Raw genomic sequence first — 21,165 nt, forward strand, 5'->3', positions numbered from 1 at the left:
ATTTGTTGCGATGGGGGCACAGCCCCATCGCAGGTGTGTGACGTGCTCAGAATTCAGGGAAAACGGCCTGCCACAGTGACAGGACTGCGTCACGGCTGGGTTGGCACGCTTCGGCCGCAGCGCCTTCCAGCTTGGTGGGGGCCTCATCCAGTCTGGCCCTGTGTTGAACACGGCGCAACTCTCGGTAGGCTTGTCCGGCAGCCATGCCAACGCCAGCTGGCAGCAAGCCTGCTTGCTCGGCTCGCTGCAACAAAGCGATGTTGCCGACGTTGTCCATGAGTTCCGGGTGAGCGTGGCTGTGAGTCAGGACCAGATACTGCACGGTGAACTCGACGTCAATCATGCCGCCATGGCTGTGTTTGATGTCAAATTGCGTGGCGGGGCAGGCATGGGCCTCTCGCAGTTTGGCGCGCATGGCCAAGACTTCTTGCGCCAGCGCGGTTGCATCCCTCGGGGTCGACAGGACCGCACGTCGGGTCTCTTCGAAGCGTGTGTCCAGGGCGGGCTCTCCGGCGCACCAGCGCGCCCGCGTCAGGGCCTGGTGTTCCCAGGTCCATGCTGTGTTGCTGCCACGTTGACGCTGGTAGTCGTCGAACGAGTGAAAACTGGTGACCAACAGCCCAGAGTTGCCGTTGGGGCGCAGCGCGGTGTCGATGTCGAAAAGCTCGCCAGCGGCGGTTCGAAGCGTGAGCCAGCCGATCAGCTTTCGAGCAAAGACAAGATATGCGTCGATGGCCGTGGGCGTGTCGGGGCCGGCATTGGGGTCTGGTGCGTCGAGCGTTTCGTCAAAGAGGAAGACGACGTCCAGGTCGCTGCCATAACCGAGCTCCTTGCCGCCTAACTTGCCGTAGGCAATGACGGCCAGGTGTGGAGGACGCCCTACGGCGTACTGAGCCTGTTTGCCTGGACGCTGCTGGAGATGGCTCCAGGCCCACTGGATGGCCACTGACAGGGTGGCGTCCGCGAGTGCAGACAAGTCATCGGCCACTTGCTCGACGGTGATCAAGCCTTCAACGTCTCGAACCAGGGTGCGGAAGACTTCGGCATGGTGCGCACGGCGAAGGGTGTCAAGCAAGGCCTCTTCGTCGGCTTGCCCTGCACGTTCCCAAGCCGTGTGGCGCTCCTCCAGCTCGCGCTGGTAGGCCGCTGGGTCAAAGCGGCCATCCATCAGCCGAGGGTCGGCCAGTTCGTCGATCACGCCCGGGTGCCGCAGGAGGTAGCGCATGGACCACTTGGCAAGTCCGAGCAGGCGCAACAAGCGGGTCAGCACTTCACGACGCTCCGCCAGCAGAGACAGGTAGCTGTCTCTGCGCAGCAGAGGGTTCAGCCAATCAATGAAATGGATGACCGCGTCGGCCCCCAGGGGGCGGGTCGTGTCGGTGCTGGTTTCGTCGCCCAGCGCGATCAGTGTGGCACGGCCGATCAGTTTGGCCAGACGGAGCTTGGCCGCATCAGACAGGATGGTGACTTTGTTTTGGGCGGCAAACTGTTTGACGTGCGAGGCGATGGGCTCCGGCAGTTTGGTGATGAACTCTTCACTGTCGACCGGGAGGGCGGGCCCACCGCAATTGCGACAGCCTTGCTTTTCACCACTGCCGCCGCGCCCGTCATGCAGCAGGGAGTCGAATTCGTTGGCGACCAGTTCACGCACTTGGCACAACACGTCCAACATCTGGCAGGTGGCACTGCGACAGTCAGGGCGCTCGGCGGAGCCGTTTTCTCTTGCCTGAATGCCCAAACTGTTGGCGATCCACTCCAGATCTCGGTCTTCGGTCGGGAGGGTGTGAGTCTGCTGATCGTCCAAGTACTGGATGCGGTGCTCAATGCGTCGCAGCAGCGTGTAGGCCTGCGCCAGGCTGTCTGCCATGCCTGACGAGATCAACCCTCTCGCTGCCAGGCGTGGCAGGGCCTTCAAGGTAGACCGCGTGCGAATTTCAGGGAACTGACCGCCCCGAACCACTTGCAGCAACTGCACCGTGAACTCGATTTCGCGGATACCGCCGCGGGCCAGCTTGACGTCGTTGGCACGCTCGGGGCGTCCTGCTGCGCGTCGCGTGGCCTCGTCTCGGATCTTGCGATGCAATTGACGAAGGCCCTCGAACACGCCGTAGTCCAGGTAACGGCGGTACACAAAGGGCATCACCAGATTGCGCAACTGCAGCGCGCGCGTGTGGTGCTCGCCACCGGGCATGGCGCGACGGGGGGCAATGATGCGGCTCTTGAGCCAGGCAAAACGCTCCCACTCGCGTCCCTGAACGAGGAAATACTCTTCCAGCATGCTCATGCTGACCACGGACGGGCCCGAGTTGCCGTTGGGGCGCAGCGCCAAGTCCACACGGAAGACAAAGCCGTCCTCTGTGGTGTCCCCAATCAGGGTGGATAGCCGCCTTGCGATTTGGCTGAAATACTCGTGGACGGTGATGCGGCCTCGAAGGATGCCGTTGTCGTTGATCCCCGCTGTTTCGCCGTCGTCTTCGTAGACGTAGATGAGATCAATGTCCGACGACACGTTCAGTTCGCGTCCGCCCAGTTTGCCCATGCCAATGACCCACATGTCGACGCGTTGGCCTTGGTCATTGAGCGGGGCACCATGTTTTTGATCCAGCTCCGCCTCTGCAGCAGCCAAGGCTCGGTCGAGGGTGACTTCAGCCAATTCGGTCACCGACGCCGTGATGTCCAGCATGGGCGAACCGGCGGAAACGTCTTGGCAAACCAAGCGCTCCAGCACCAACTGACGAGCGATCCGCAAGGCAGAACCTAACTCACGACCTTGAGCCAGCAGATGATCGATCAGCGCCTGGATGTCCACCGTACGAGGCGTGCCGGGGGCGGTTTGAGCGAAATGCGCCCATTCCACACCATAGCGACGCCGTACGCGCTGCACAAAGCGTGAGTGATCGGCTGGAGCGTCTGTTTTGACAGCGTCTGACGGGAAATCAATCATGGAAGCGTGTGGCCGGCTGAGAGGTCTGTGCTAGGGTTATCGCTTGTCGATCCCTGAGGCTGTGATGCGGATGTTAGAGCAGCCGCGCTAAGGCTGCATTAGGTGGTTCGACTGAAGAAAAGTGTTGTTTTTGCATGTCTGTGTCGAGCCCCGTTTCTGAATCACACCAAGCAGCCGAAAGTTTGCGCCGTGGCTGGTTGAAAGCGTCCGCCTTTTTCGTTGGGCGCACTGGCCGACGTCTGCTGAAGTGGACGGGCGTCGCGCTAGGCATCTTGTTGGTGGTGCTGGCAATTGCTTGGGGCTTCGTTCTGACTCAAATTCTGCCCCGCGCAGATGCCTGGCGGTTTGATCTGGCTGAACAAGCCACACGGGCGTTAGGGGTGACGGTCAGGTTAGGACCGGTGCAAGGTCAGGCCGATGGCATCTGGCCTACGCTGACCCTCAATCAAGTTGAACTGCTGGATGAGCGCGGGCAGGTCGCCTTGTCGTTGCCGCAGGTGTCTGCGCGAATCTCGCTGAGGACGTTGTCGCCGGTTGCCTTGCTATCGGGAGAGGTGCGCTTGGATCGACTCACGCTGGTTCGTCCTGAGCTGGATGTGCGTCGGGATGCGTCGGGCGTCATCCATGTGGCTGGGCTCAAGGTTTCGTCTGCGCGTCCGGTGGCAGACGGGGGCCAAAGTGGGCTGGACTGGGTGTTGTCGCAGCCTCGAATCCAAATTACCCAAGGCACGGTTCGGTGGACAGATGAGCTGCGCGGGGCGCAGCCATTGGCTTTGCAGCAGGTGGAATTGCTCTTGCGTAACGGCTTGGGGCTGGGACGACGGAAGCACGAGCTGGCGCTGGCCGCGACGCCTTCTGCGGCGTTCGGTCGACGGTTCGAGCTCCAGGGTGACATGTATCAGCCTTTGTGGGCGACTTCCTCGACGCTGGACGTCAAAGAGGGCGATACCCCTGGCTGGTGGCAGCAACTGCAGGTGGGACTGACCCGGCCGACACATTGGCAGACGTGGTCGGGCAAGGTGCGCGTGGCCTTGCCGCATGTGGACGTGCAGCGGTTGAAGCAACACCTCAGTCTCCCCGTCGACATCAATGGGGGGCACGGTGCAGTCAGTGGTGAACTCTCCTTGCGCAAGGGCGAGCCACGCAATGTGCGTGTGTCGCTGAGCTTGCAGGATGTGCAGGTGCGGTTGGCCGGGGACCTGAATCCGTTGGCCTTCAAGGCGCTGACTGGCGAGGTGGTGCTCCAAAACGAGCCCACGGTGTCGACACTGTCGTTCAGCCAGCTGGCTTTTGTGTTGCAGGACGGCTTGAGCTGGCCTGCCAGCAGTGGACGTTTGTCATGGCAGCACGCGGCATGGAAGGGCGGGTGGACACAAGCCAATTGGGCCTCGACGCAAGGTGGGAGCATCCAAGCAGAGCGGCTCGATCTGGCACTGTTGGCGCAAATTGCAGATAGATTGCCGCTGGCTGAGGGGCTGCGTCAGCGTTTGGCTGAAATGGCGCCTCGTGGTGTGGTCTCCGGGCTGGATGGCCAATGGGCGGGGCAGTTGACGGCGCCGAGTCATTACAAGCTGAAGGGGCAAGTGACAGGGCTCGGTTTGGCGGAAGCCAGTCAGCCCGAGCGGCCCGGCTTGAGTGGCGCAGATGTGCGCATCTCTGCCGATGAGCGGGGGGGGCAGGCTGAGTTGACGATGCGCGACGGATGGTTGGCTTTCCCTGGGGTCTTTGAGGATCCACGCATCGAACTGTCGTCGTTGAGGGCTTTGGTCAACTGGACCGTTTTGCCTGCGGGTAAAGGATTGACCGACGGCGTCGAGGTGAAGGTCACGGAAGCGAGTTTCGCCAATTCGGACGCTCAGGGGACTTTGACGGGAACGTGGCGGACGGGTCGAGGTCAGCCTGGCCGGGATGGCAAGCCTCTCGCAGCTCTGCCTGGTGTCCTGGATTTGTCGGGGCGGTTGCAACGTGCGCAGGCCTCGAGCGTTTGGCGCTACTTGCCGGTAAGCATTCCTTCGGGCCCGCGTGAGTATGTGCGGTTGGCCATGAAGGGCGGGCAGGGTGAAGATGTGGGCTTCGAAGTCAGGGGGAATTTGGACGATTTTCCTTTTCAGAATGATCTGGGGGGGCGTTTCAGAGTACGTGTCCCGCTGAAGAATGTGACCTTGGACTATGTGCCGCCATCCCTGTTGGGTTTGCCTCAGGGCGCCAAGACGGGTTTTTGGCCCGCCTTTACCGGGCTGGACGGTTTGCTGGTGTTCGAGGGACAGCGCATGCTCATCCAGGACGCCAGCGGCCGACTGGGGGGCGTGGGAACCGGCAATTTCGCGCTGCGCAAGGTAGAGGGCCGAATCGACAATTTGGGGAGCAGTGATCCGCATCTGATGATCAAAGGACAGGGTGAGGGCCCGCTGAATGATCTGATGCGCTTCCTGGCGCTGTCGCCCATCAACGAGTGGACGGGGCATGCCTTGAGCCAGGCGCAAGGAACAGGCGCTGCGACGTTGCAGCTGTCTCTGGATATCCCCTTGGATCGCACGGAGCAGACGAAGCTGAAGGCGGGTGTGTTGCTGACCGAACGAGACCAGGCCAATTTGCGAATCAGTCCGTCGGTGCCTGTGCTCTCGGCACTGAAGGGAGCGATCCACATCACCGAGTCGCAATTGAACGTGCAGGCGCGAGCGCGCGTGTGGGGTCACGATGCGACGGTTGAGGGCGCCAGAGGTGCGGACGGCGTGATCCGGTTTTCAGCCCGAGGACAAATGTCCGCTGACGGACTGAGGCAATCGCAGGAATACCCCATTTTGGCCCGGCTTGCGCAGCACATGCAGGGCGAAACGCCATTTAATGTGGCCGTGACGATTGGCGCCAAATCCGAGGTCACGGTGAGCTCCAGTCTGCAAGGGATGGGTACGACCCTGCCTGCACCGTTGAACAAGCCTGCACAAGCTGTGTGGCCCTTGCAGGTGACCCATCGGCTGGATGATGCTCTGGGGCATCAGGATGAGTTGATTGTGGATGTCGGGAACCCTCAGTCCTTGCACATGACATCCGTCGCAACGCCGTGGCTGCGTGTCGATTTCCGTCGAGACATTTCAGGTGCCAACGCGCGGGTGACGCGTGGGCTCATCAGTCTGCAGCACACCACGGGCGGTGGGGGATCGCTCAGTTTGCCGACCAAGGGCGTGACCGCCCAGGTGATGGTCAATGGTCTTGATCTCGACGCCTGGATTCCGGTTGGGAAACAGATTCTGGATATTCACGACGTGTCGGCGCCTGCGAATGGCCAGGCTGCAGGGGATGCAGGGGAAAGCTATGTGCCTGACAGCATCGCGGTGCGCACGCCCAGCTTGACGCTCCAAAAGCGGACGCTGCGCGACGTGAACGCTTCGGTGGCACATCCTGAAGGTGGTGTGTGGCGCGTGCAATTGACATCCCAGCAAGCTGCAGGGCAACTGGAGTGGGTGCCGGAGCGTGCGCCATTGGCCAAGGGTTCTGCGGGTTCTCGCCTGATTGCGCGTCTGTCGCGTCTTGCTGTGCCCAAAGCCGAGGCTCAAGCGATTCAGGAAGATGCGACAGAGCAGATGCTGTCGCCGGAAGCCGCCTCACTGCCTGCGTTGGACGTGGCCATCGACCAATTCGAGTGGGCGGGGCTCCCCTTGGGACGTATTGAGGTGGAAGCGATCAACCGCCTGGCAGCTGGCACTGTTGGGGTGCCTGAGTGGCGGTTGACCAAGTTCAGGATGAAGACGCCCGAGGCGCAGTTGGATGCGTCGGGCAGTTGGGCTGCCGCCGTTGCCACGTCAGGGGGGAAAGCCAAGGTGCGCCCACGGTCCAATTTCACATTCGGGCTGGATCTGGCCAACAGCGGCGCTTTGCTGACACGACTCGGACTGCCTCAAACCATGAAGGGCGGCAAGGGGCGGATTGCGGGCCAGGTCAGTTGGTCGGGATCACCTTTGGAGCCAGATCCCCCCACCATGTCCGGCGACCTGACCATTCAAATCAGTGAAGGGCAATTCTTGAAAGTGGAGCCTGGCGCCGCGAAGCTGCTGGGGGTGCTGAGTCTGCAGTCCTTGCCTCGACGACTGACGCTGGATTTTCGTGATTTGTTCCAGCAGGGTTTCGCTTTCGATGCGATTGACGGGGATGTCAAGATCACCCAAGGGGTTGCGGCGACGCGTAACTTGCGGATGCGTGGCGTGCAAGCGGTAGTGCTGATGGAAGGGCAGGCAGATCTGGCCAAGGAGACGCAAAATCTCCATGTCTACGTGGTTCCACAAATCAACGCCGAGGGGGCCTCATTGGCCTATGCCGCCATCAACCCGGTCGTTGGCTTGGGCACGTTCATTGCGCAGTATCTGCTGCGCAAGCAGATGGCTGACGTGACCACGCAAGAGTTCCTGGTGACAGGTCCCTGGGGGGACCCACAGGTGGACAAGGTGGGGGATCTGCTTACAAAGCCCCGAAAACCTTCTTGAGGATGGCGCTGCCTGTGCCGACCGGGTCGCGTCGGATGCGACGCTCTTCTTCACCAATCACGAAGTACAGCGCGTCCAATGCTTTGGCGGTGACATGGTCTTGCACCGTCATGGCAGATCCCTTGACGACCCCAAACGCACTGGCTCTGCCGGCCAGTTCGTTGTAGCTGCGGGTGACGGCCAGTTTGTCCACCACTTGGTTGACCACCGGCTGAAAACGCTGAGTGAGAGGGGCTCGGGTCTTGGTGGCAAAGTACTGGGTCACCGCGTTGTCACCACCTTGCAGGATGTTCTGCGCGTCTTGAATCGACATGCTCTTGATCGCATCGGCCAGCAATGGGCGAGCCAGGGCAACGGATTGTTCTGCAGCATGGTTAATGGCCGAAATCAGTTCATCCAACTGCTTGCCACGCCCCATGGTGCGCAGGATGGGGGAGGCCTTTTCCAGCATGTCTGGCAAACCGATGCGAACTTTATCGTTGCCCAGGAATCCATCGGTGGCACCCAACTGGGATACCGCTACATCGGCGCCTTTGGACAGCGCGGCTCGCAAGGCTGAAATGGCGTCGGTGTTAGAGAAGCTTGCTGCCCAGGCGTTGCTTGGCACGAGATGAAAAGCCAACATGCTGGCGCTGGCGCCACAGAGAGATGACAATACGTGTCGACGATTCATGGCAACTTTTCCTCTGACCACTGTGAAGCTTTCGATGATACTGAGCCGCCGCCTGTTTGCATGGATGCTGCCGCTGATGTTGGCGGGTTGTTTCCAGTCAGCGGTTCCGCAGATGCCCGACGTGCCCTATGTGCAGCTGGACGGCAGCGTACACCGTACAACTGATCTGAAGGGCAAGGTTTTGATCGTGAACTTCTGGGCAACCAGTTGTGCGACCTGTGTCAAAGAAATGCCGGATCTGGTGGCGACACATCAGAAATTTCAGGCCCAGGGGCTGGAAACCTTGGCCGTGGCCATGTCCTATGACTCCCCGGAGTATGTCGCGCAGTTCAAGCAAAGCCGACAATTGCCCTTCAAGGTCGCTTTTGACCGCGATGGTGGGGTATCCAAGGCGTTTGGGGATATCCAGATGACGCCAACCACTTTTGTGGTCAATCGCCGCGGGGAAATCGTGAAGCGGTTTGTGGGGGAGCCTGATTTTGCTGCGCTTCACAAACTGCTGGCGGAGTTGCTCAACCAGCCAGCCTGATAGGCTGCATCGCATTACATGATGCGACCCAGTTCGTACACCAAGGCTGACGGCAGCGCGGTATCCAGAACGTGACGCCCGACTTTGGCCATGCCATCGTGGCAGGTACTGGCCATTTCGAAATTGCCGGCCCCTTCGACCAGTTCAATGAAAACGAACTCGGGGACTTCCTTGCGGATGCTGGCAGCGAGTTGCTCGAAGTCTGCTGAACGGAGTGCGCCATCAAACACGATGGCATGGGGTAAGCCTTCCTGGCAGAAGTCAATGGCGTCTTGAATCGTGTTGACGAAATCGAGGATGAGTCCCATCGATTTCAAACTTTCTCTCATTCGGACCCGTAGGTCGCGGCGAGATGCCACGATCAAGACATGGCTGCCAGCCAGCGGGCGGGAGTTGACCGAGTCCAGGAAACCAAGTTGCGCGGGTTCCGGCTCAAGTACGACCGACGGGGCAATCGGGAACTGCAAGTGAACTCGGACGTGGCTGGCGCCGATGTCGCGTTCCAGGCCGACACCCATGGACAGGGTGTACTGCTCCAGCAGGCGCCACTCCAGCGTACTCAAACTGGCACACAAAGTGTCCATGTTGATGGCACTGAAGAAGTCCTGCGGGTGATGCTGAACCCGGCATGTCAGACAGGCCTGTTCTGGCCAGCCTCGGGTGTCGACGCGGATATCAATCGTGCCTTGCGCGGCCTGCAACCACCAGTCAACGAGTGCGTTGAGCAATCCAAATAACATGGAGGCATCGACTTGCACCTCGGTGGGGGTCAAGGACTGAGTCAGTTGGATGCCACGGTTATGCAACTCGCGGGCGCGATAGGCCAGCACACTCTGAAGGGTGTGCGTCAAGTGAACGCGCTCGTGGCTCTGCCGAATGTGACCAGACGCCAGGCGGGCAATTTGCTGAGACCAAATGCCGGCTTGGCGTGCGCGATCCAGCTCCGCACGCAGGGCGCGCAGGCCAAGATGGTCGATGCGTCCGGTTGTGGTCATGGCGGTGACGCGTTCCAGAGCCGAAGTCAGTGGCTCGGCCAGTTCACTGCCAACCTGGGCAAGCAAGGCGTGCCAGCGCGACAGGTCATGCTCTGCCACGGACTCGAAAGAGTCAGCATCGAATGGTTGGGCGGCGAGTCCCACCATGAGGCGATCTGAAGAGCTTGACATGGCTGTTGGCGTCGGTGTTTTGAGCAGTCTTTCGCACCACGTTGTCGTGTGTCCATCCCCATTCGCGGGAGTGCCAAGATCATTGCTTTAATTAGTGTGATCTTCTTCACGATTCTCGTCTTGTCAAGCGAGCTCGTTTTCGGGTTAGTACGGGCATCCTGATTTCGTCGATTTGCGATGAAAACGACGCTATCTGCGGCGTCGTGCTTTCAATTTCTCCGTCGGCGAGTCGATAATCTGCCCTGTATGCCTGGCCTCTTCATCATTGCGCACGCTCCTTTGGCTTCTGCCTTGAAACAGGCAGCTGCGCATTGCTTTCCGGAGGCGGCACAGCACGTCCAGATTCTGGATGTGCCCCCCAATTTGCCGATTGACGAAGTGGAAGCTCAGGCTCGCTTGCTGCTAGGTTTGGCGGAGGCTTCCGATTCGCGGCACGAAGTGCTGGTGCTCAGCGATGTGTTCGGCGCCACGCCGTGCAATGTGGTTCAGCGACTGGCCGATGGCGTGCGCGTCAAGGTCATCACGGGGGTCAATGTGCCGATGGTTTGGCGTGCATTGAATTACGCCAGTGAGCCTCTTGAGGCCGTGGTGACCCGGGCGGTGGCGGGTGGGGCACAAGGTGTCATGCAGATTGCCTCCAGCCGGCCGCACAACCAAGCGATCCAACCTACCCATGATCAAGACCACCGTCACCATCAGCAATAAGCTGGGTTTGCACGCGCGCGCTTCGGCAAAGCTGACGAAATTGGCCAGCAGCTTTCCCTGCGAGGTTTTTTTGACGCGCAATGACCGCCGGGTCAATGCCAAGAGCATCATGGGTGTGATGATGCTGGCCGCAGGGATTGGGACTGCTGTGGAGTTGGAATGCGATGGGCCGAAAGAGGATGAGGCCAGCCAGGCCATCCTCGCGCTGATCAATGACAAGTTCGGCGAGGGCGAGTAAACCCTAATACGGCAAGTGCTACTGATCGTCACAACTTGTCATGAACAAGCCCGAAAGCGTGTTTTTTTGTAGCTTTGGGGAGACAAGCCCTTAACTTAAGGGCAGCGAGTCAGGGCACAGTCTCCCTTACACCCTGAGGAAAACGGCTGACGTGAAGAGCAAGCCGTTTCACATACCGTTTGAAGACCAAGGAGTCATGATGGTTCGCCAAGTTCGTTCTACGCTGTCTGTATCTGTTGCGCCCGCAAAACTGTCTGCCGTTGTTCTGGCTGTCGTTGCTGCGTCGAGCGCCATGGCGGCCGATAACGGCCTGCAGCGCTACTCGCCCGGTATCGGCGGTAGCGACATGACTACGCCTTTGGTGCCAGGTTGGTATGTTCAGATGCCCATGGTGGCTTATCACGCTAACAAGGTGAAGGGCAACGATGGCAAGGATGCGGTGAGCGCCGCTTTGGTGACGCCGGATCCCGCAAATGCCCAGCAGACGGCCTTGTTCAACGCTGCTGGCTATGCAGCAGGTGTCACCGCCACGTACAAGACCAAGTTGAAGGCTGAAACGTATGCGCTGCAGCCTCGCGTAACCTATTTGGGTACGAATCGTCTGTTCGGTGCGAACGTGGGTTTCACGGCCATGTTGCCGCTGGTGCGTCGCAAGCTGGACTTGTCTGCACAAGACGTGTCTGTGCCTGATGCCTTCCGCACCAGTATCACCGGCGTCTTGACTGCCATGAACGGTGGCAACGCGACATTGGGCGGCGCCGCTGCGGCGGGTGCGATCGGGAATATTCAGGCAGGCGTGGCGGCCAAGGTGTCTGCTGCGAGCAGCGCGACGCTGGGTTTTGGTGACGTGGAAGTGTCGCCGGTGCTGCACTGGGAAATTGGTGATCATCAAGCCGTGACCTTTGCGCCAACGATTGTGCTGCCGACAGGTGACTACGACGCCACCACTCGTACCAACGCTGGCTACGGCAATTTCTTTACTTTCCGTCCTTCCGTTCAATACGCCTACATTGGCGATGGCTGGGACGTGGGCGCGCGTTTGGTGCTGTCCTTCAACACGCGCAACAAGGACAACGGTTACTTCTCGGGCAACGTTGCCAACGTCGACTGGCAGGCCATGAAGTTCGTTTCGGATGACGTGCGTGTGGGCCTGCAAGGCTACTTCGTTCGTCAGTACACCAATGACACGCAAGATCTGAGCGGTTACTCAACAGTGCAGCAACAGACCTTGGCCAAGGCCATTGTGAACGGCAACAAGATCAGCGTGAATGGCGTGGGCCCTGCTGTGGGTTGGCTGAAGAACGGCGGCGAAATGCTGATTGAAGGCAAGTTCCTGAAGGAATTCGACGCGCGCAACCGTACCGAAGGTCAAGCTGTGTGGCTGACTGTCTCCAAGCCCCTGTGATGTAACTGGTTGGAGGTTCAACCATGCGTGATCAGATTAAGAAGCCCGAAGGGGTGGATTCGCTGCGTCGTCAACTGATGATGGGGGCGGCTGCCTCTGCGATGTTGCCGTGGGCGTCGAGTGCTCATGCCGCACCAGAGTTGGAAGGCGTCGAACTGGACGACACAGTGACGGTCAATGGTCAAAAGCTCGTTTTGAATGGCGCAGCCGTTCGCAAGCGTGGCTACTTCAAGGCCGATGTGACCGCGCTGTATCTGCCGAAGAAGACCTCGAATCCGGATGCGATTTACAAGCTCGATGGCGTGCGTCGCATCCAGTTGAACATCCTTCGGGAGTTCACTTCCTCCACCATTTCTCGCATTTTCCTGGCTGACTTCAAGCAGTCGGCGACCGATGATGAGTTCAAGCGTCTGATCGGTCCCATCGGTCAGATCGGTTCCGCATACGCCAACGTGAAGAAGGTGTCGAAGGGCGACGTGGTCAATCTGGACTGGATTCCCGGTACAGGCTGGACCGCAACGCACAATGGCAAGCTCCTCACCATGGACGGTGGCGGTAACGCCATCAAGGACGAACTGGCGTTCCAGATCTACCTGCGGATGTACATTGGGCAAGGTGCGCCGGAAGAGTTGCGCAACGGTTTGCTGGGCATCAAGAACTGAGGCATCAGCGTCCACCAAAAAAGGCCACCTGTGCGGTGGCCTTTTTTTATTCCCGGGGCGGAGACCGCAAGCTCATTGAATTCGGCGATAGTGCGTTTCCAGCATGGGGGGCAGCGGACAGGCGAGCAAGCACGCCATCAGCCGAAGGGCATCCGCATGACGATCAGATAGCAATCCTGTTGGACTCAGGTTGATCGTTTCTTCGACCCAAGCTTTGAGGAGCAAGGGGCGTTGCAGCCATGAGAGCTCCTGGACTTCTGCCAGGCTGTGCATCAGCGTGTCGGCATCTGGTGCATTCAAGGCCTGGGCAATCTGGTCAGGCATCCCGAACCGGTTCATGACGCGGCTGCACCAGAGGTATCCACGCTGGGTGATCTCGGGCTGATCCTCGCTCTCGGGAATGACGCGCGCAAGATAGGCAGTGAGATTGCCTGCATGCACCAGGTCCTGGGGGGAGAACTGGGTCGGTGTTTCGTCAGAAATGCTCAGCGGTGCCAAGCGTGCAGATTGCGTCACGCGTTGGGTGTCCAGCCGATGCCGCAACGTGAGCCACCAGAGTCGCTCCAGCGGGGTCACGCGCCCGTCTGCACGCAACAAATCACGTGCCTCTTCAATCAGCTTGCGCTTTTGTTCGATGGGATCGCCGCTCATTTGTGCCGTCATCCGTTCGAACTCGGGGAGGCGACGTTTCGGGTGCAGGTGTTGCACGTCCTCCAGAATGGCGTTGGCGTGCGTCAAGCCCGTTGCGATCTGCCGCCACAGCTTGAGTTCACGGTGGTTCTCCGGGTCCATCATCAAGCCCAGAACGACCAGGCGACGCTCGGTTGGGCCTTGGCGGCGCTGTAGTCTTGCAAGGGCGTCTCGGTCGTCGTGAAAGGGGGCGCTCATGGTTGGCGCGGGATGATCTGCAGACGTTGACAGGGCACTGATCGGGATCAAGGGTGCGTTGACGAACCCTTTGGCACTGGGTTCTGGGGTCGTTCGTGCGTGTCTCGCTTCGCTGACTTCTTCGCGCAGGATCGGCGCAGGAATGGGAGGCAAGACAGCGCCGCAGATTCGGGCAATGCGTGCCTGAATCGGAGGGTGACTGGAGAGCCAGTTCATGCCGGGCGGCTCGTACAGCAGCAGCGAAGCCACCATGTCCGCAGCAGGACTGAGCATTTTGGCGGTCAGGGTTTGCTGGTCGTGCCAGACCTTTCTCAGGACGTTGCCGATGCCATCGCGGGTGCGTGTGAACTGAATGGCGCTGGCATCGGCCAGGTACTCGCGCTGACGTGCGATGGCCGCTTGCAAGCCACGGCCAGCCAACCACCCCAGCCAGCCAATGATGGACAGAACCAGGCCAATGAGCCAGACGGCTGAGTTGACTCGACCTTGCTCGTCAGCCGACATCAGTGAGCGTCCGTACCCATGTACCAGCGACAGGCCCCATACCAGAGCCAGCAAGCGCATGGTGAGTGGGAGATCCTCTTCCTTGATGTGGCCGAATTCATGGGCCACCAGGCCTTGCAATTCCGCTCTGTTCAAACGCTCCAGGGCACCGCGGGTGACACACAAGGCGATGTCGTCTTCACCCCATCCCGCCACCATGGCGTTGATGGCATCTTCGCGGCGCAGCACGAACACCCGTGGCGTGGCTTGTCCGCTTGCCAGTGCCATTTCGTCGACAACGTTGAGCAGTCGTTGTTCGAGGCGCGAGTCCGGGTCGTTGATTTCCACACCACCCAACCAGTGTGCGACACGTGCGCCGCCGCCCTCACGCAAGCGAGCGGTCTCGATCCATGCACCGCCGATGACGAACAGGACCACCACAGCCGTGTTCGTTTCGAAGAACAGGGCCGGGTAACCAGACCCGAGCGGAATGACCAGCTTGACGACGAGCGCCAGGAACAGGTTGACGGCGGCGGTGAGGGCCACAAGCAGTACGCCAAACCAGGCAAACAGGTGCAGGGTCTTGCGATGAGCCTTCCATTGATGCTGGCGAAACTGCATGTTTCAGTCAAACCTTAGAACGTCACTTTGACGGGGGCCCGCTCTGCATCCGATGTGGTCGCATGCAGCATTTCTGCGCGCTTGAAGCCAAAAATGCTGGCGATCAGGCTGGTGGGGAACTGTTGTGCGGCGTTGTTGTAGTCCAGCGTGGCGTCGTTGAACAGCTGGCGCGCAAAGGCGACCTTGTTCTCGGTGTGAGTCAGTTCTTCGCGCAGCTCGTGCATGTGTTCGTCGGCCTTGAGTTCCGGATAGGCCTCCATGGTCACCTTGAACTTGTCCATGGCACTGGCCAGTACGCCTTCGGCCAGCCCGAGGCTTTTGATGGGGCCCGATTGGTTGGGGTTGGACTTGACCAGGTTGGTGGCTGCCAGCACTTGCGCGCGCGCGGCGGTGACTCGCTCGAAGGTTTCGCGTTCGTGCTCCATGTACTTGCGTGCGACCTCGACCAGATTGGGGATGAGGTCAAAGCGGCGCTTGAGTTGTACGTCGATTTGCGCGAAAGCGTTGGTGATCTCGTTGCGCAGGCGGATGAGTCGGTTGTAGGCACCAACTGCCCAGAACAGCACGATGGCACCGATCGTGAGGATGACGATCTGAGACGTGTTCATTGCGGATCCTTCAAAGTGGCGTGCAGAAACTCGGTGTGGCCGTCGCGGCGCAATTCACAGGCGGGACACTGACCGCATCCATATCCCCATGCATGGCGTTGTGTGCGATCGCCCAGGTAACAAGTATGGGTGTGCTCCACGATGAGTTCATTCAAAGTGTGACCGCCCAGGTCCTGGCTCAGTTGCCAAGTTTGGGCTTTGGTGAGCCACATCAAAGGGGTCTCGATGGTCATGGGACTGTCCAGGCCGAGACTGACGGCAACTTGCAAAGCCTTGAGGGTGTTGTCGCGGCAATCGGGGTAGCCGGAAAAATCGGTTTCGCACATGCCACCCACCAGCACCGACGCGCCACGCCGGTAGGCCAGTGCGGCGGCAAAGTTCAGAAACAACAAATTACGGCCTGGCACAAAGGTATTGGGCAAACCATTGGCCTGCATTTCAATGGCACGAGACTCGGTCAGTGCGGTGTCCGAGATTTGGCCGAGCAGGCCGAGATCCAGCAGGTGATCGGCGCCCAGTCTGGTTTGCCAGTCGGGAAACTGTTCGTGGATGGCCTGTCGCACGCGCGTGCGACAGTCGAGCTCCACTCTGTGGCGCTGCCCGTAGTCGAAGCCGATCGTTTCGACATGCTGGTAGCGCGACAGGGCCCAAGCCAGGCAAACGGTGGAATCCTGCCCGCCAGAGAAGACGACCAGGGCGGTACGGGGATCGAGGGACATGATCTGGCGCAAGAAATGTTTTATGACTTTTTGAGCATAGCTTATGCCCGCGGAAAAGCCCCGAAACTGTGGGGTAAGAGGCAGCAAGTGCCCTTGATCTGAGGGACAATTCAGGGTTTTCGTCAGGACCTTCCAACATGGCCGCGTTCAATCAAGAGACCGTTACCCACGTTCACCACTGGAACGACACGCTGTTCAGTTTCCGTACCACCCGCGATCCGGCGCTGCGCTTTGCCAGCGGTCACTTCGTGATGATCGGTCTGGAAGTGGATGGCAAGCCGCTGATGCGTGCGTACTCGATTGCGAGTGCCAATTACGAAGAGCACCTGGAGTTCCTGTCCATCAAGGTGCAGGATGGTCCGCTGACATCGCGCCTGCAGCACTTGAAGGTAGGCGACAAGATTCTGGTGAGCCGCAAGGCCGTGGGCACCTTGGTCGTGGATGATTTGAAGCCCGCCATGAACCTGTACCTGTTCGGTACCGGTACGGGTTTGGCGCCGTTCATGAGCATCATCCAGGACCCTTACACCTACGAGAAGTTCAACAAGGTGGTGTTGGTGCATGGTGTGCGTACCGTGTCCGAGTTGGCGTATCACGACTTCATCAGTGAAGAACTGCCCGACCACGAACTGTTGGGCGAGTTGGTGCGCGAGAAGTTGCTGTACTACCCACTGGTGACGCGTGAGCCCTTCCGCAACCAGGGTCGTCTGACCGATCTGATCCTGAACGGCAAGATGGCCGAAGATCTGGGCTTGCCTCCGCTGAATCCGCACACGGATCGCGCCATGATGTGTGGCAGCCCCTCGATGCTGACCGATCTGTGCAAGATCCTGGACGATCGTGGCTTCCAGATTTCGCCGTCGCAAGGCGTGGCCGGCGACTATGTGATCGAGCGCGCGTTCGTCGAGAAGTGATGTGCTCAGCCAGACCGAATGGTCTGGCTTGCCGTGAAGATCGAGATCAGGCCCCGGCTGCGTGCCCCGCACCGGGGCCTTCTCTTTGCGTGGTCGTGCCAGTGGGGGTGCCGCGGATCATGCGAGCCATCACCTGGCGGGCGGCTTCGGAACGAGGGTGATCCCAGTACTTGTCGAAGAAGTAATGCATCACGGTGTTGACGATGGGTTCCACAAAGGTGACAACGCCGGCCACGGCCATGCTGCCCGTCATGGCGTACGTCACCGTGAAGGCGGTGATCACGTGCATGACGCCGAAGGTTGCTGTTTTGGCCATGGTGCGCTCCTTAGTAAGGCTTCTCATCAAGAATGGTTCTCATTGTGAGTGGGGTGAGATTGTGTGTAAAGTCAATCGTATTAACTATGTCGATAGTCTTTGAGTATCGATTGGTGGAAATCAGGAGCGCGCCGGACGAGGATGGCGTGCAATCTGACTTACGCTGTGCTCGGATAACTGCAAAAGGGATGACATGAAGCGCATGGCGTTTGGGCGGATGTACTGGTTGGCCTCTTGGGCGACCCCACTGGTGGCTGTTTCGGCGTATCTGGCTTTCTGGCCTGTGGTGATTGAGCCTGCGGCGTGGTCTCCGCAGCCCGATGCGGGCTACACCGGGGCCCATGTGGTCAACGACAAGTTGGCCGGGTTGAAGCAGCTTGCTTTGCAGGCCGGGCAGGAGGGACCGGAGTTCCTGTTGCCGTACGCTGGGCATCTGTATACCGGTCTGGCCAATGGCGATGTGGTGCGGATGCAGCCCGATGGGCACGATCAGATGCTGGTGGCCAACACGGGTGGACGGCCATTGGGCCTGGATGTGGACGAGCAAGGGCGGCTGCTGGTGGCCGATGCGATGAAGGGCTTGTTGCGCATCACGGGGCAGGGGGCGCAAGCCAAGGTGGAGCCGGTGCTGACGACGGTGGCGCACGGTGGCAGCGAGGACCCGATCCGGTATGCCGACGCTGTCAAAGTGGGGCCTGGGGGCGTGATCTGGTTGACCGATGCCTCGACCCGCTTTGGCGCCAGAGACAACGGTGGCACCTTTGAGGCCAGTGTGCTGGACATCCTGGAACACAGTTGCACTGGGCGCTTGATTGCGTTGACACCGGCAGGGCAGGCGCGCGTGGTGATGGATGGTTTGTGTTTCCCCAATGGCATCGCGTTCTCGGCAGACGGCAAGTCGATGTTCCTGTCGGAAACCGGGACCTACCGTGTGCTCAAGGTCGACTTGTCCAGGTTGGATGCAGGGGCCGGGGCAGGAACGGCTGCGGTGTCGGCGGAAGCGGCATTGGCGCAAGGGACGGCCAAGGTGATCCTCGATAACTTGCCGGGTTACCCAGATAATTTGTCGCGGGGCGCCGATGGCCGTTTGTGGACCGGTTTGACCAAGCCGCGCAGCCCGGTGATCGACTTTGCAGGCCCGCACCCATTCATCCGATCGTTGACCTTGCGCTTGCCTCGCGCACTGTGGCCAGTGCCCAAGCCTTATGGCCACCTGATTGCCTTTGACGAGTCGGGCAAGGTGCTGGATGACCTGCAAGATCCCACTGGGGCATATCCCGAAACGACCGCTGCGGTGGAGATGGACGGCAAGCTGATTGTGCAGAGCCTGCACGCGCACAGCGTGGGTTGGATGCCCTACAAGGGACCTGCGCTGGCTGTCCAGGCCAAGCAGTAAGGCACCCAGACGTCCCAGCCTGTTTTGAGGATGAGGGCGCCCACCACCCACAAAAAGGCATGGCGTACGAAGCTCGCTCCGTGCTTCAGCGCGAGGTGCGTGCCGACGGAACTGCCGGCAATGTTGGCCACGGCCATGGGCAGTGACAGGGCCCAAACCACGTGTCCGTGGGGAATGAACCAGGCCAGGGCGGCCACATTGGTGGCAAAGTTCAGACGCTTGGCGGCGGCACTGGCGTGGAGAAAGTCCCAGCCGAGCAGGCGCACCAGTGCGAACACAAAAAAGCTGCCGGTACCGGGCCCAAAGACACCGTCGTAAAAGCCGATGGCGCCGCCAATGGCGGTGGCCAGCAACGCTTCAGCACGTGGGCCAAGGTGGGGTACATGCGTGTGGCCCATGTCCTTGCGCCACAAGGTGTAAACCCAAACCGTGGCGAGCACCAGCGGCAAGGCCGCCCGAAAGCGTGCGGCCGGCACCAGCGTGGCCAGCCAGGCCCCCAACAAGCTGCCCAACATGGCGGCCACCATGGCTCCGATCAGGCGTGTGGAGGGCAGGCGCACGCGTTTGGCGTATTGCCACGCGGCCCAGCCTGTGCCCCAGATGGAGGCCGCTTTGTTGGTGCCCAGCAGCGTGGCAGGTGTGGCCAGAGGGAACAGCCCGAACAGCGACGGGACGATGATCAGCCCGCCGCCGCCCACGATGGCATCGACCATGCCGGCGCCCGCAGACGCCAGCAACATCAGTCCCACATGGGTGGCTGTGAGGTCGAGCAAATCAGCTGCGCACTTCGCCCTGACCCAGCACCACGTACTTCATGGAGGTCAGGCCGTCGAGGCCCACGGGGCCGCGTGCATGGAACTTGTCGGTACTGATGCCGATTTCGGCACCCAAGCCGTACTCGAAACCATCGGCAAAGCGTGTCGAGGCGTTGATCATCACGCTCGAAGAGTCCACTTCGCGCAGGAAGCGCATGGCGTTCGGGTGATTGGTCGTCAGGATGGCGTCGGTGTGGTGCGAGCCATAGTGGTTGATGTGGGCGATGGCCTCGTCCAGCGAGTCGACCACCTTCACTGCAATCACCGGGCCGAGGTATTCCTCAAACCAGTCTTGTTCGATGGCGTCAACGAGCTTGGCGCCGCTGACTTGGCTCAGCACGGCTTTGGCGCGTAGGTCGCAGCGCATTTCCACCCCCTTGGCGGCAAACACGGCGCCGATTTTTGGCAGGAAGGCGTCTGCCTGCTTCACGTGCACCAGCAGCGACTCGGTGGCGTTGCAGGGGCTGTACTTCTGGGTCTTGGCGTTGTCGGTGACCTTGACGGCCAGGTCCAAGTCCACTTCGCTGTCCACATAGGTGTGGCAGTTGCCGTCCAGGTGCTTGATGACGGGCACGCGGGCCTCGGCACTGATGCGCTCGATCAGGCCCTTGCCACCGCGCGGGATGATCACGTCCACATACTGGGGCATCGCAATCAGCTGGCCCACGGCGGCGCGGTCGGTGGTTTGCACCAGTTGCACCGCATTCGCGGGCAGCCCGGCTTGCGTTAGGGCGGCTTGCACCAGCTTCCACAGCGCCAGATTGGAGTGAATGGCTTCGGAGCCACCGCGCAGCACGCAGGCGTTGCCACTCTTGATGGCCAGTGACGCCGCTTCGATGGTGACGTTGGGGCGCGACTCGTAGATCATGCCGAACACGCCGATGGGCACCCGCATCTGACCCACGCTGATACCGGTGGGGCGGCGACGCACGTTCGTGATCTCGCCAATGGGATCGGGCAACGCGGCCACTTGCTCGCAGCTCTCGGCCATGGTCTCGATGACCTTGTCGGTCAGGCGCAGGCGGTCCACCATGGGGGCTGCCAGGCCGTTGCGCTCGGCGGCCACGATGTCGGACTCATTGCGGGCCTTGAGTTCGCCGGCATGGGTGCGGATCTGGGCCGCCAGAGCCAGCAGGGCGTTGTTTTTGGCGGCGGTGCTGGCAGCGGCCATCACAGTGGCTGCCAAGCGGGCAGCCTGACCCACGGCGGCCATGTACTGGTCAACGGGCAGGTCGGCGGAAGGGGTGATCGCGGTGTTCATGGTGCAAGATTGTCGCAAACTCTGTTCACTATGCATCAGGTCATTCACATTCACCCGGACGCGCCGTCGAAGCCCCCAGAGGGCGCGCCCTGCAATGGTTGCGGCGTGTGCTGCCTGGTGGAGCCCTGTCCTGTGGGCATGCTGTTGAGCCGACGCAGGCGCGGGGCGTGCCACAAGCTGCAGTGGTCAGACCAGCAGGGGCGCTATGTGTGCGGCTTGATGGTTGCCTCGGCGCGCGGGCGGGGGCTGTGGCACTGGTGGGTGCGCCGCGTGATCGCGGCGGACCGGGGGTGTGACGCCAGTGTGGATGTCGAGTGCTGACGCAGGCGTGACGTGCCCCGGGT

18 protein-coding genes are annotated in these 21,165 nt (G+C 60.5%); 9 read left to right on the forward strand and 9 right to left on the reverse strand.

The annotated features are described in order from the left end of the window. Positions 1 to 46: 46 nt before the first annotated feature. A complete protein-coding gene (gene glnE, locus ACOYNB_RS05525) occupies positions 47 to 2,944 on the reverse strand; it encodes a bifunctional [glutamate--ammonia ligase]-adenylyl-L-tyrosine phosphorylase/[glutamate--ammonia-ligase] adenylyltransferase (protein ID WP_422838134.1) in 2,898 nt (965 codons plus the stop codon). Positions 2,945 to 3,078: 134 nt separating this feature from the next. On the opposite strand from glnE, the gene ACOYNB_RS05530 reads away from it, so the two are divergent. Beyond that, positions 3,079 to 7,422 carry a YhdP family protein gene (locus ACOYNB_RS05530; RefSeq protein WP_422838135.1) on the forward strand — a complete coding sequence of 1,448 codons (4,344 nt, stop codon included), beginning with the start codon at positions 3,079 to 3,081 and terminating at the stop codon, positions 7,420 to 7,422. Here ACOYNB_RS05530 and ACOYNB_RS05535 read toward each other — a convergent pair. Continuing rightward, positions 7,397 to 8,047 carry a DUF4197 domain-containing protein gene (locus ACOYNB_RS05535; RefSeq protein ID WP_422838136.1) on the reverse strand — a complete coding sequence of 217 codons (651 nt, stop codon included), beginning with the start codon at positions 8,045 to 8,047 and terminating at the stop codon, positions 7,397 to 7,399. The two genes, ACOYNB_RS05530 and ACOYNB_RS05535, sit on opposite strands and share 26 nt — an antisense overlap. 112 nt (positions 8,048 to 8,159) lie before the next feature. Here ACOYNB_RS05535 and ACOYNB_RS05540 point away from each other — a divergent pair, with 112 nt between their 5' ends. Next, positions 8,160 to 8,624: a TlpA disulfide reductase family protein gene (locus ACOYNB_RS05540; protein WP_422838251.1), complete on the forward strand. Its 465-nt coding sequence runs from the start codon at positions 8,160 to 8,162 to the stop codon at positions 8,622 to 8,624. 14 nt (positions 8,625 to 8,638) lie between these two features. Here the strand turns inward: ACOYNB_RS05540 and ACOYNB_RS05545 are convergent, their stop codons facing one another. Beyond that, complete coding sequence (locus ACOYNB_RS05545) at positions 8,639 to 9,790, reverse strand: hypothetical protein (RefSeq protein ID WP_422838137.1); 1,152 nt, start codon at positions 9,788 to 9,790, stop codon at positions 8,639 to 8,641. Between the two features lie 246 nt (positions 9,791 to 10,036). Between ACOYNB_RS05545 and ACOYNB_RS05550 the strand changes: the two genes are divergently transcribed. The 4 genes from ACOYNB_RS05550 to ACOYNB_RS05565 all read left to right on the forward strand — a co-directional run bounded on the left by ACOYNB_RS05550 (position 10,037) and on the right by ACOYNB_RS05565 (position 12,800). Next, a complete protein-coding gene (locus tag ACOYNB_RS05550) occupies positions 10,037 to 10,495 on the forward strand; it encodes a PTS sugar transporter subunit IIA (RefSeq protein WP_422838138.1) in 459 nt (152 codons plus the stop codon). After that, a complete protein-coding gene (locus tag ACOYNB_RS05555) occupies positions 10,464 to 10,733 on the forward strand; it encodes an HPr family phosphocarrier protein (RefSeq protein WP_374257918.1) in 270 nt (89 codons plus the stop codon). Before ACOYNB_RS05550 ends, ACOYNB_RS05555 begins: the two co-directional genes overlap by 32 nt. A gap of 199 nt (positions 10,734 to 10,932) precedes the next feature. Then, positions 10,933 to 12,138: a SphA family protein gene (locus ACOYNB_RS05560; RefSeq protein ID WP_422838139.1), complete on the forward strand. Its 1,206-nt coding sequence runs from the start codon at positions 10,933 to 10,935 to the stop codon at positions 12,136 to 12,138. Between the two features lie 23 nt (positions 12,139 to 12,161). Next, the gene (locus tag ACOYNB_RS05565; protein WP_422838140.1) at positions 12,162 to 12,800 is read left to right on the forward strand and encodes a chalcone isomerase family protein; all 639 of its coding nucleotides are present in this window, start codon (positions 12,162 to 12,164) and stop codon (positions 12,798 to 12,800) included. 72 nt (positions 12,801 to 12,872) lie between these two features. On the opposite strand, the gene ACOYNB_RS05570 is transcribed toward ACOYNB_RS05565, so the two are convergent. From ACOYNB_RS05570 to queC, 3 genes are read right to left on the reverse strand one after another with little or no spacing between them, the layout of a single operon-like run. Beyond that, positions 12,873 to 14,792: a M48 family metalloprotease gene (locus ACOYNB_RS05570; protein WP_422838141.1), complete on the reverse strand. Its 1,920-nt coding sequence runs from the start codon at positions 14,790 to 14,792 to the stop codon at positions 12,873 to 12,875. A 14-nt stretch (positions 14,793 to 14,806) separates the two neighbouring features. Then, positions 14,807 to 15,400, reverse strand: coding sequence for a LemA family protein (locus tag ACOYNB_RS05575; RefSeq protein ID WP_422838142.1), 594 nt, complete (start codon positions 15,398 to 15,400; stop codon positions 14,807 to 14,809). Further along, the gene (gene queC / locus ACOYNB_RS05580) at positions 15,397 to 16,119 is read right to left on the reverse strand and encodes a 7-cyano-7-deazaguanine synthase QueC (protein ID WP_422838143.1); all 723 of its coding nucleotides are present in this window, start codon (positions 16,117 to 16,119) and stop codon (positions 15,397 to 15,399) included. The genes ACOYNB_RS05575 and queC overlap by 4 nt, the downstream gene beginning before the upstream one ends. A gap of 137 nt (positions 16,120 to 16,256) precedes the next feature. Between queC and ACOYNB_RS05585 the strand changes: the two genes are divergently transcribed. Continuing rightward, positions 16,257 to 17,033 carry a ferredoxin--NADP reductase gene (locus ACOYNB_RS05585; RefSeq protein ID WP_422838144.1) on the forward strand — a complete coding sequence of 259 codons (777 nt, stop codon included), beginning with the start codon at positions 16,257 to 16,259 and terminating at the stop codon, positions 17,031 to 17,033. A 46-nt stretch (positions 17,034 to 17,079) separates the two neighbouring features. Here the strand turns inward: ACOYNB_RS05585 and ACOYNB_RS05590 are convergent, their stop codons facing one another. Next, positions 17,080 to 17,349, reverse strand: a complete 270-nt coding sequence (locus ACOYNB_RS05590; RefSeq protein WP_422838145.1) for a DUF2061 domain-containing protein — start codon at positions 17,347 to 17,349, stop codon at positions 17,080 to 17,082. A gap of 193 nt (positions 17,350 to 17,542) precedes the next feature. On the opposite strand from ACOYNB_RS05590, the gene ACOYNB_RS05595 reads away from it, so the two are divergent. Further along, complete coding sequence (locus tag ACOYNB_RS05595) at positions 17,543 to 18,745, forward strand: SMP-30/gluconolactonase/LRE family protein (protein ID WP_422838146.1); 1,203 nt, start codon at positions 17,543 to 17,545, stop codon at positions 18,743 to 18,745. Here ACOYNB_RS05595 and ACOYNB_RS05600 read toward each other — a convergent pair. Together ACOYNB_RS05600 and ACOYNB_RS05605 are read right to left on the reverse strand one after the other, a co-directional pair. After that, entirely contained in the window at positions 18,706 to 19,485 is a 780-nt protein-coding gene (locus ACOYNB_RS05600; protein WP_422838147.1) for a sulfite exporter TauE/SafE family protein, read from the reverse strand. The two genes, ACOYNB_RS05595 and ACOYNB_RS05600, sit on opposite strands and share 40 nt — an antisense overlap. A 34-nt stretch (positions 19,486 to 19,519) precedes the next feature. Next, a complete protein-coding gene (locus tag ACOYNB_RS05605; RefSeq protein WP_422838148.1) occupies positions 19,520 to 20,821 on the reverse strand; it encodes a glutamate-5-semialdehyde dehydrogenase in 1,302 nt (433 codons plus the stop codon). Positions 20,822 to 20,851: 30 nt separating this feature from the next. On the opposite strand from ACOYNB_RS05605, the gene ACOYNB_RS05610 reads away from it, so the two are divergent. Beyond that, positions 20,852 to 21,142, forward strand: coding sequence for a hypothetical protein (locus ACOYNB_RS05610; RefSeq protein ID WP_422838149.1), 291 nt, complete (start codon positions 20,852 to 20,854; stop codon positions 21,140 to 21,142). Positions 21,143 to 21,165: the final 23 nt, after the last annotated feature.

Source organism: Aquabacterium sp., assembly GCF_049317225.1.
Classification (GTDB): domain Bacteria; phylum Pseudomonadota; class Gammaproteobacteria; order Burkholderiales; family Burkholderiaceae_C; genus Aquabacterium.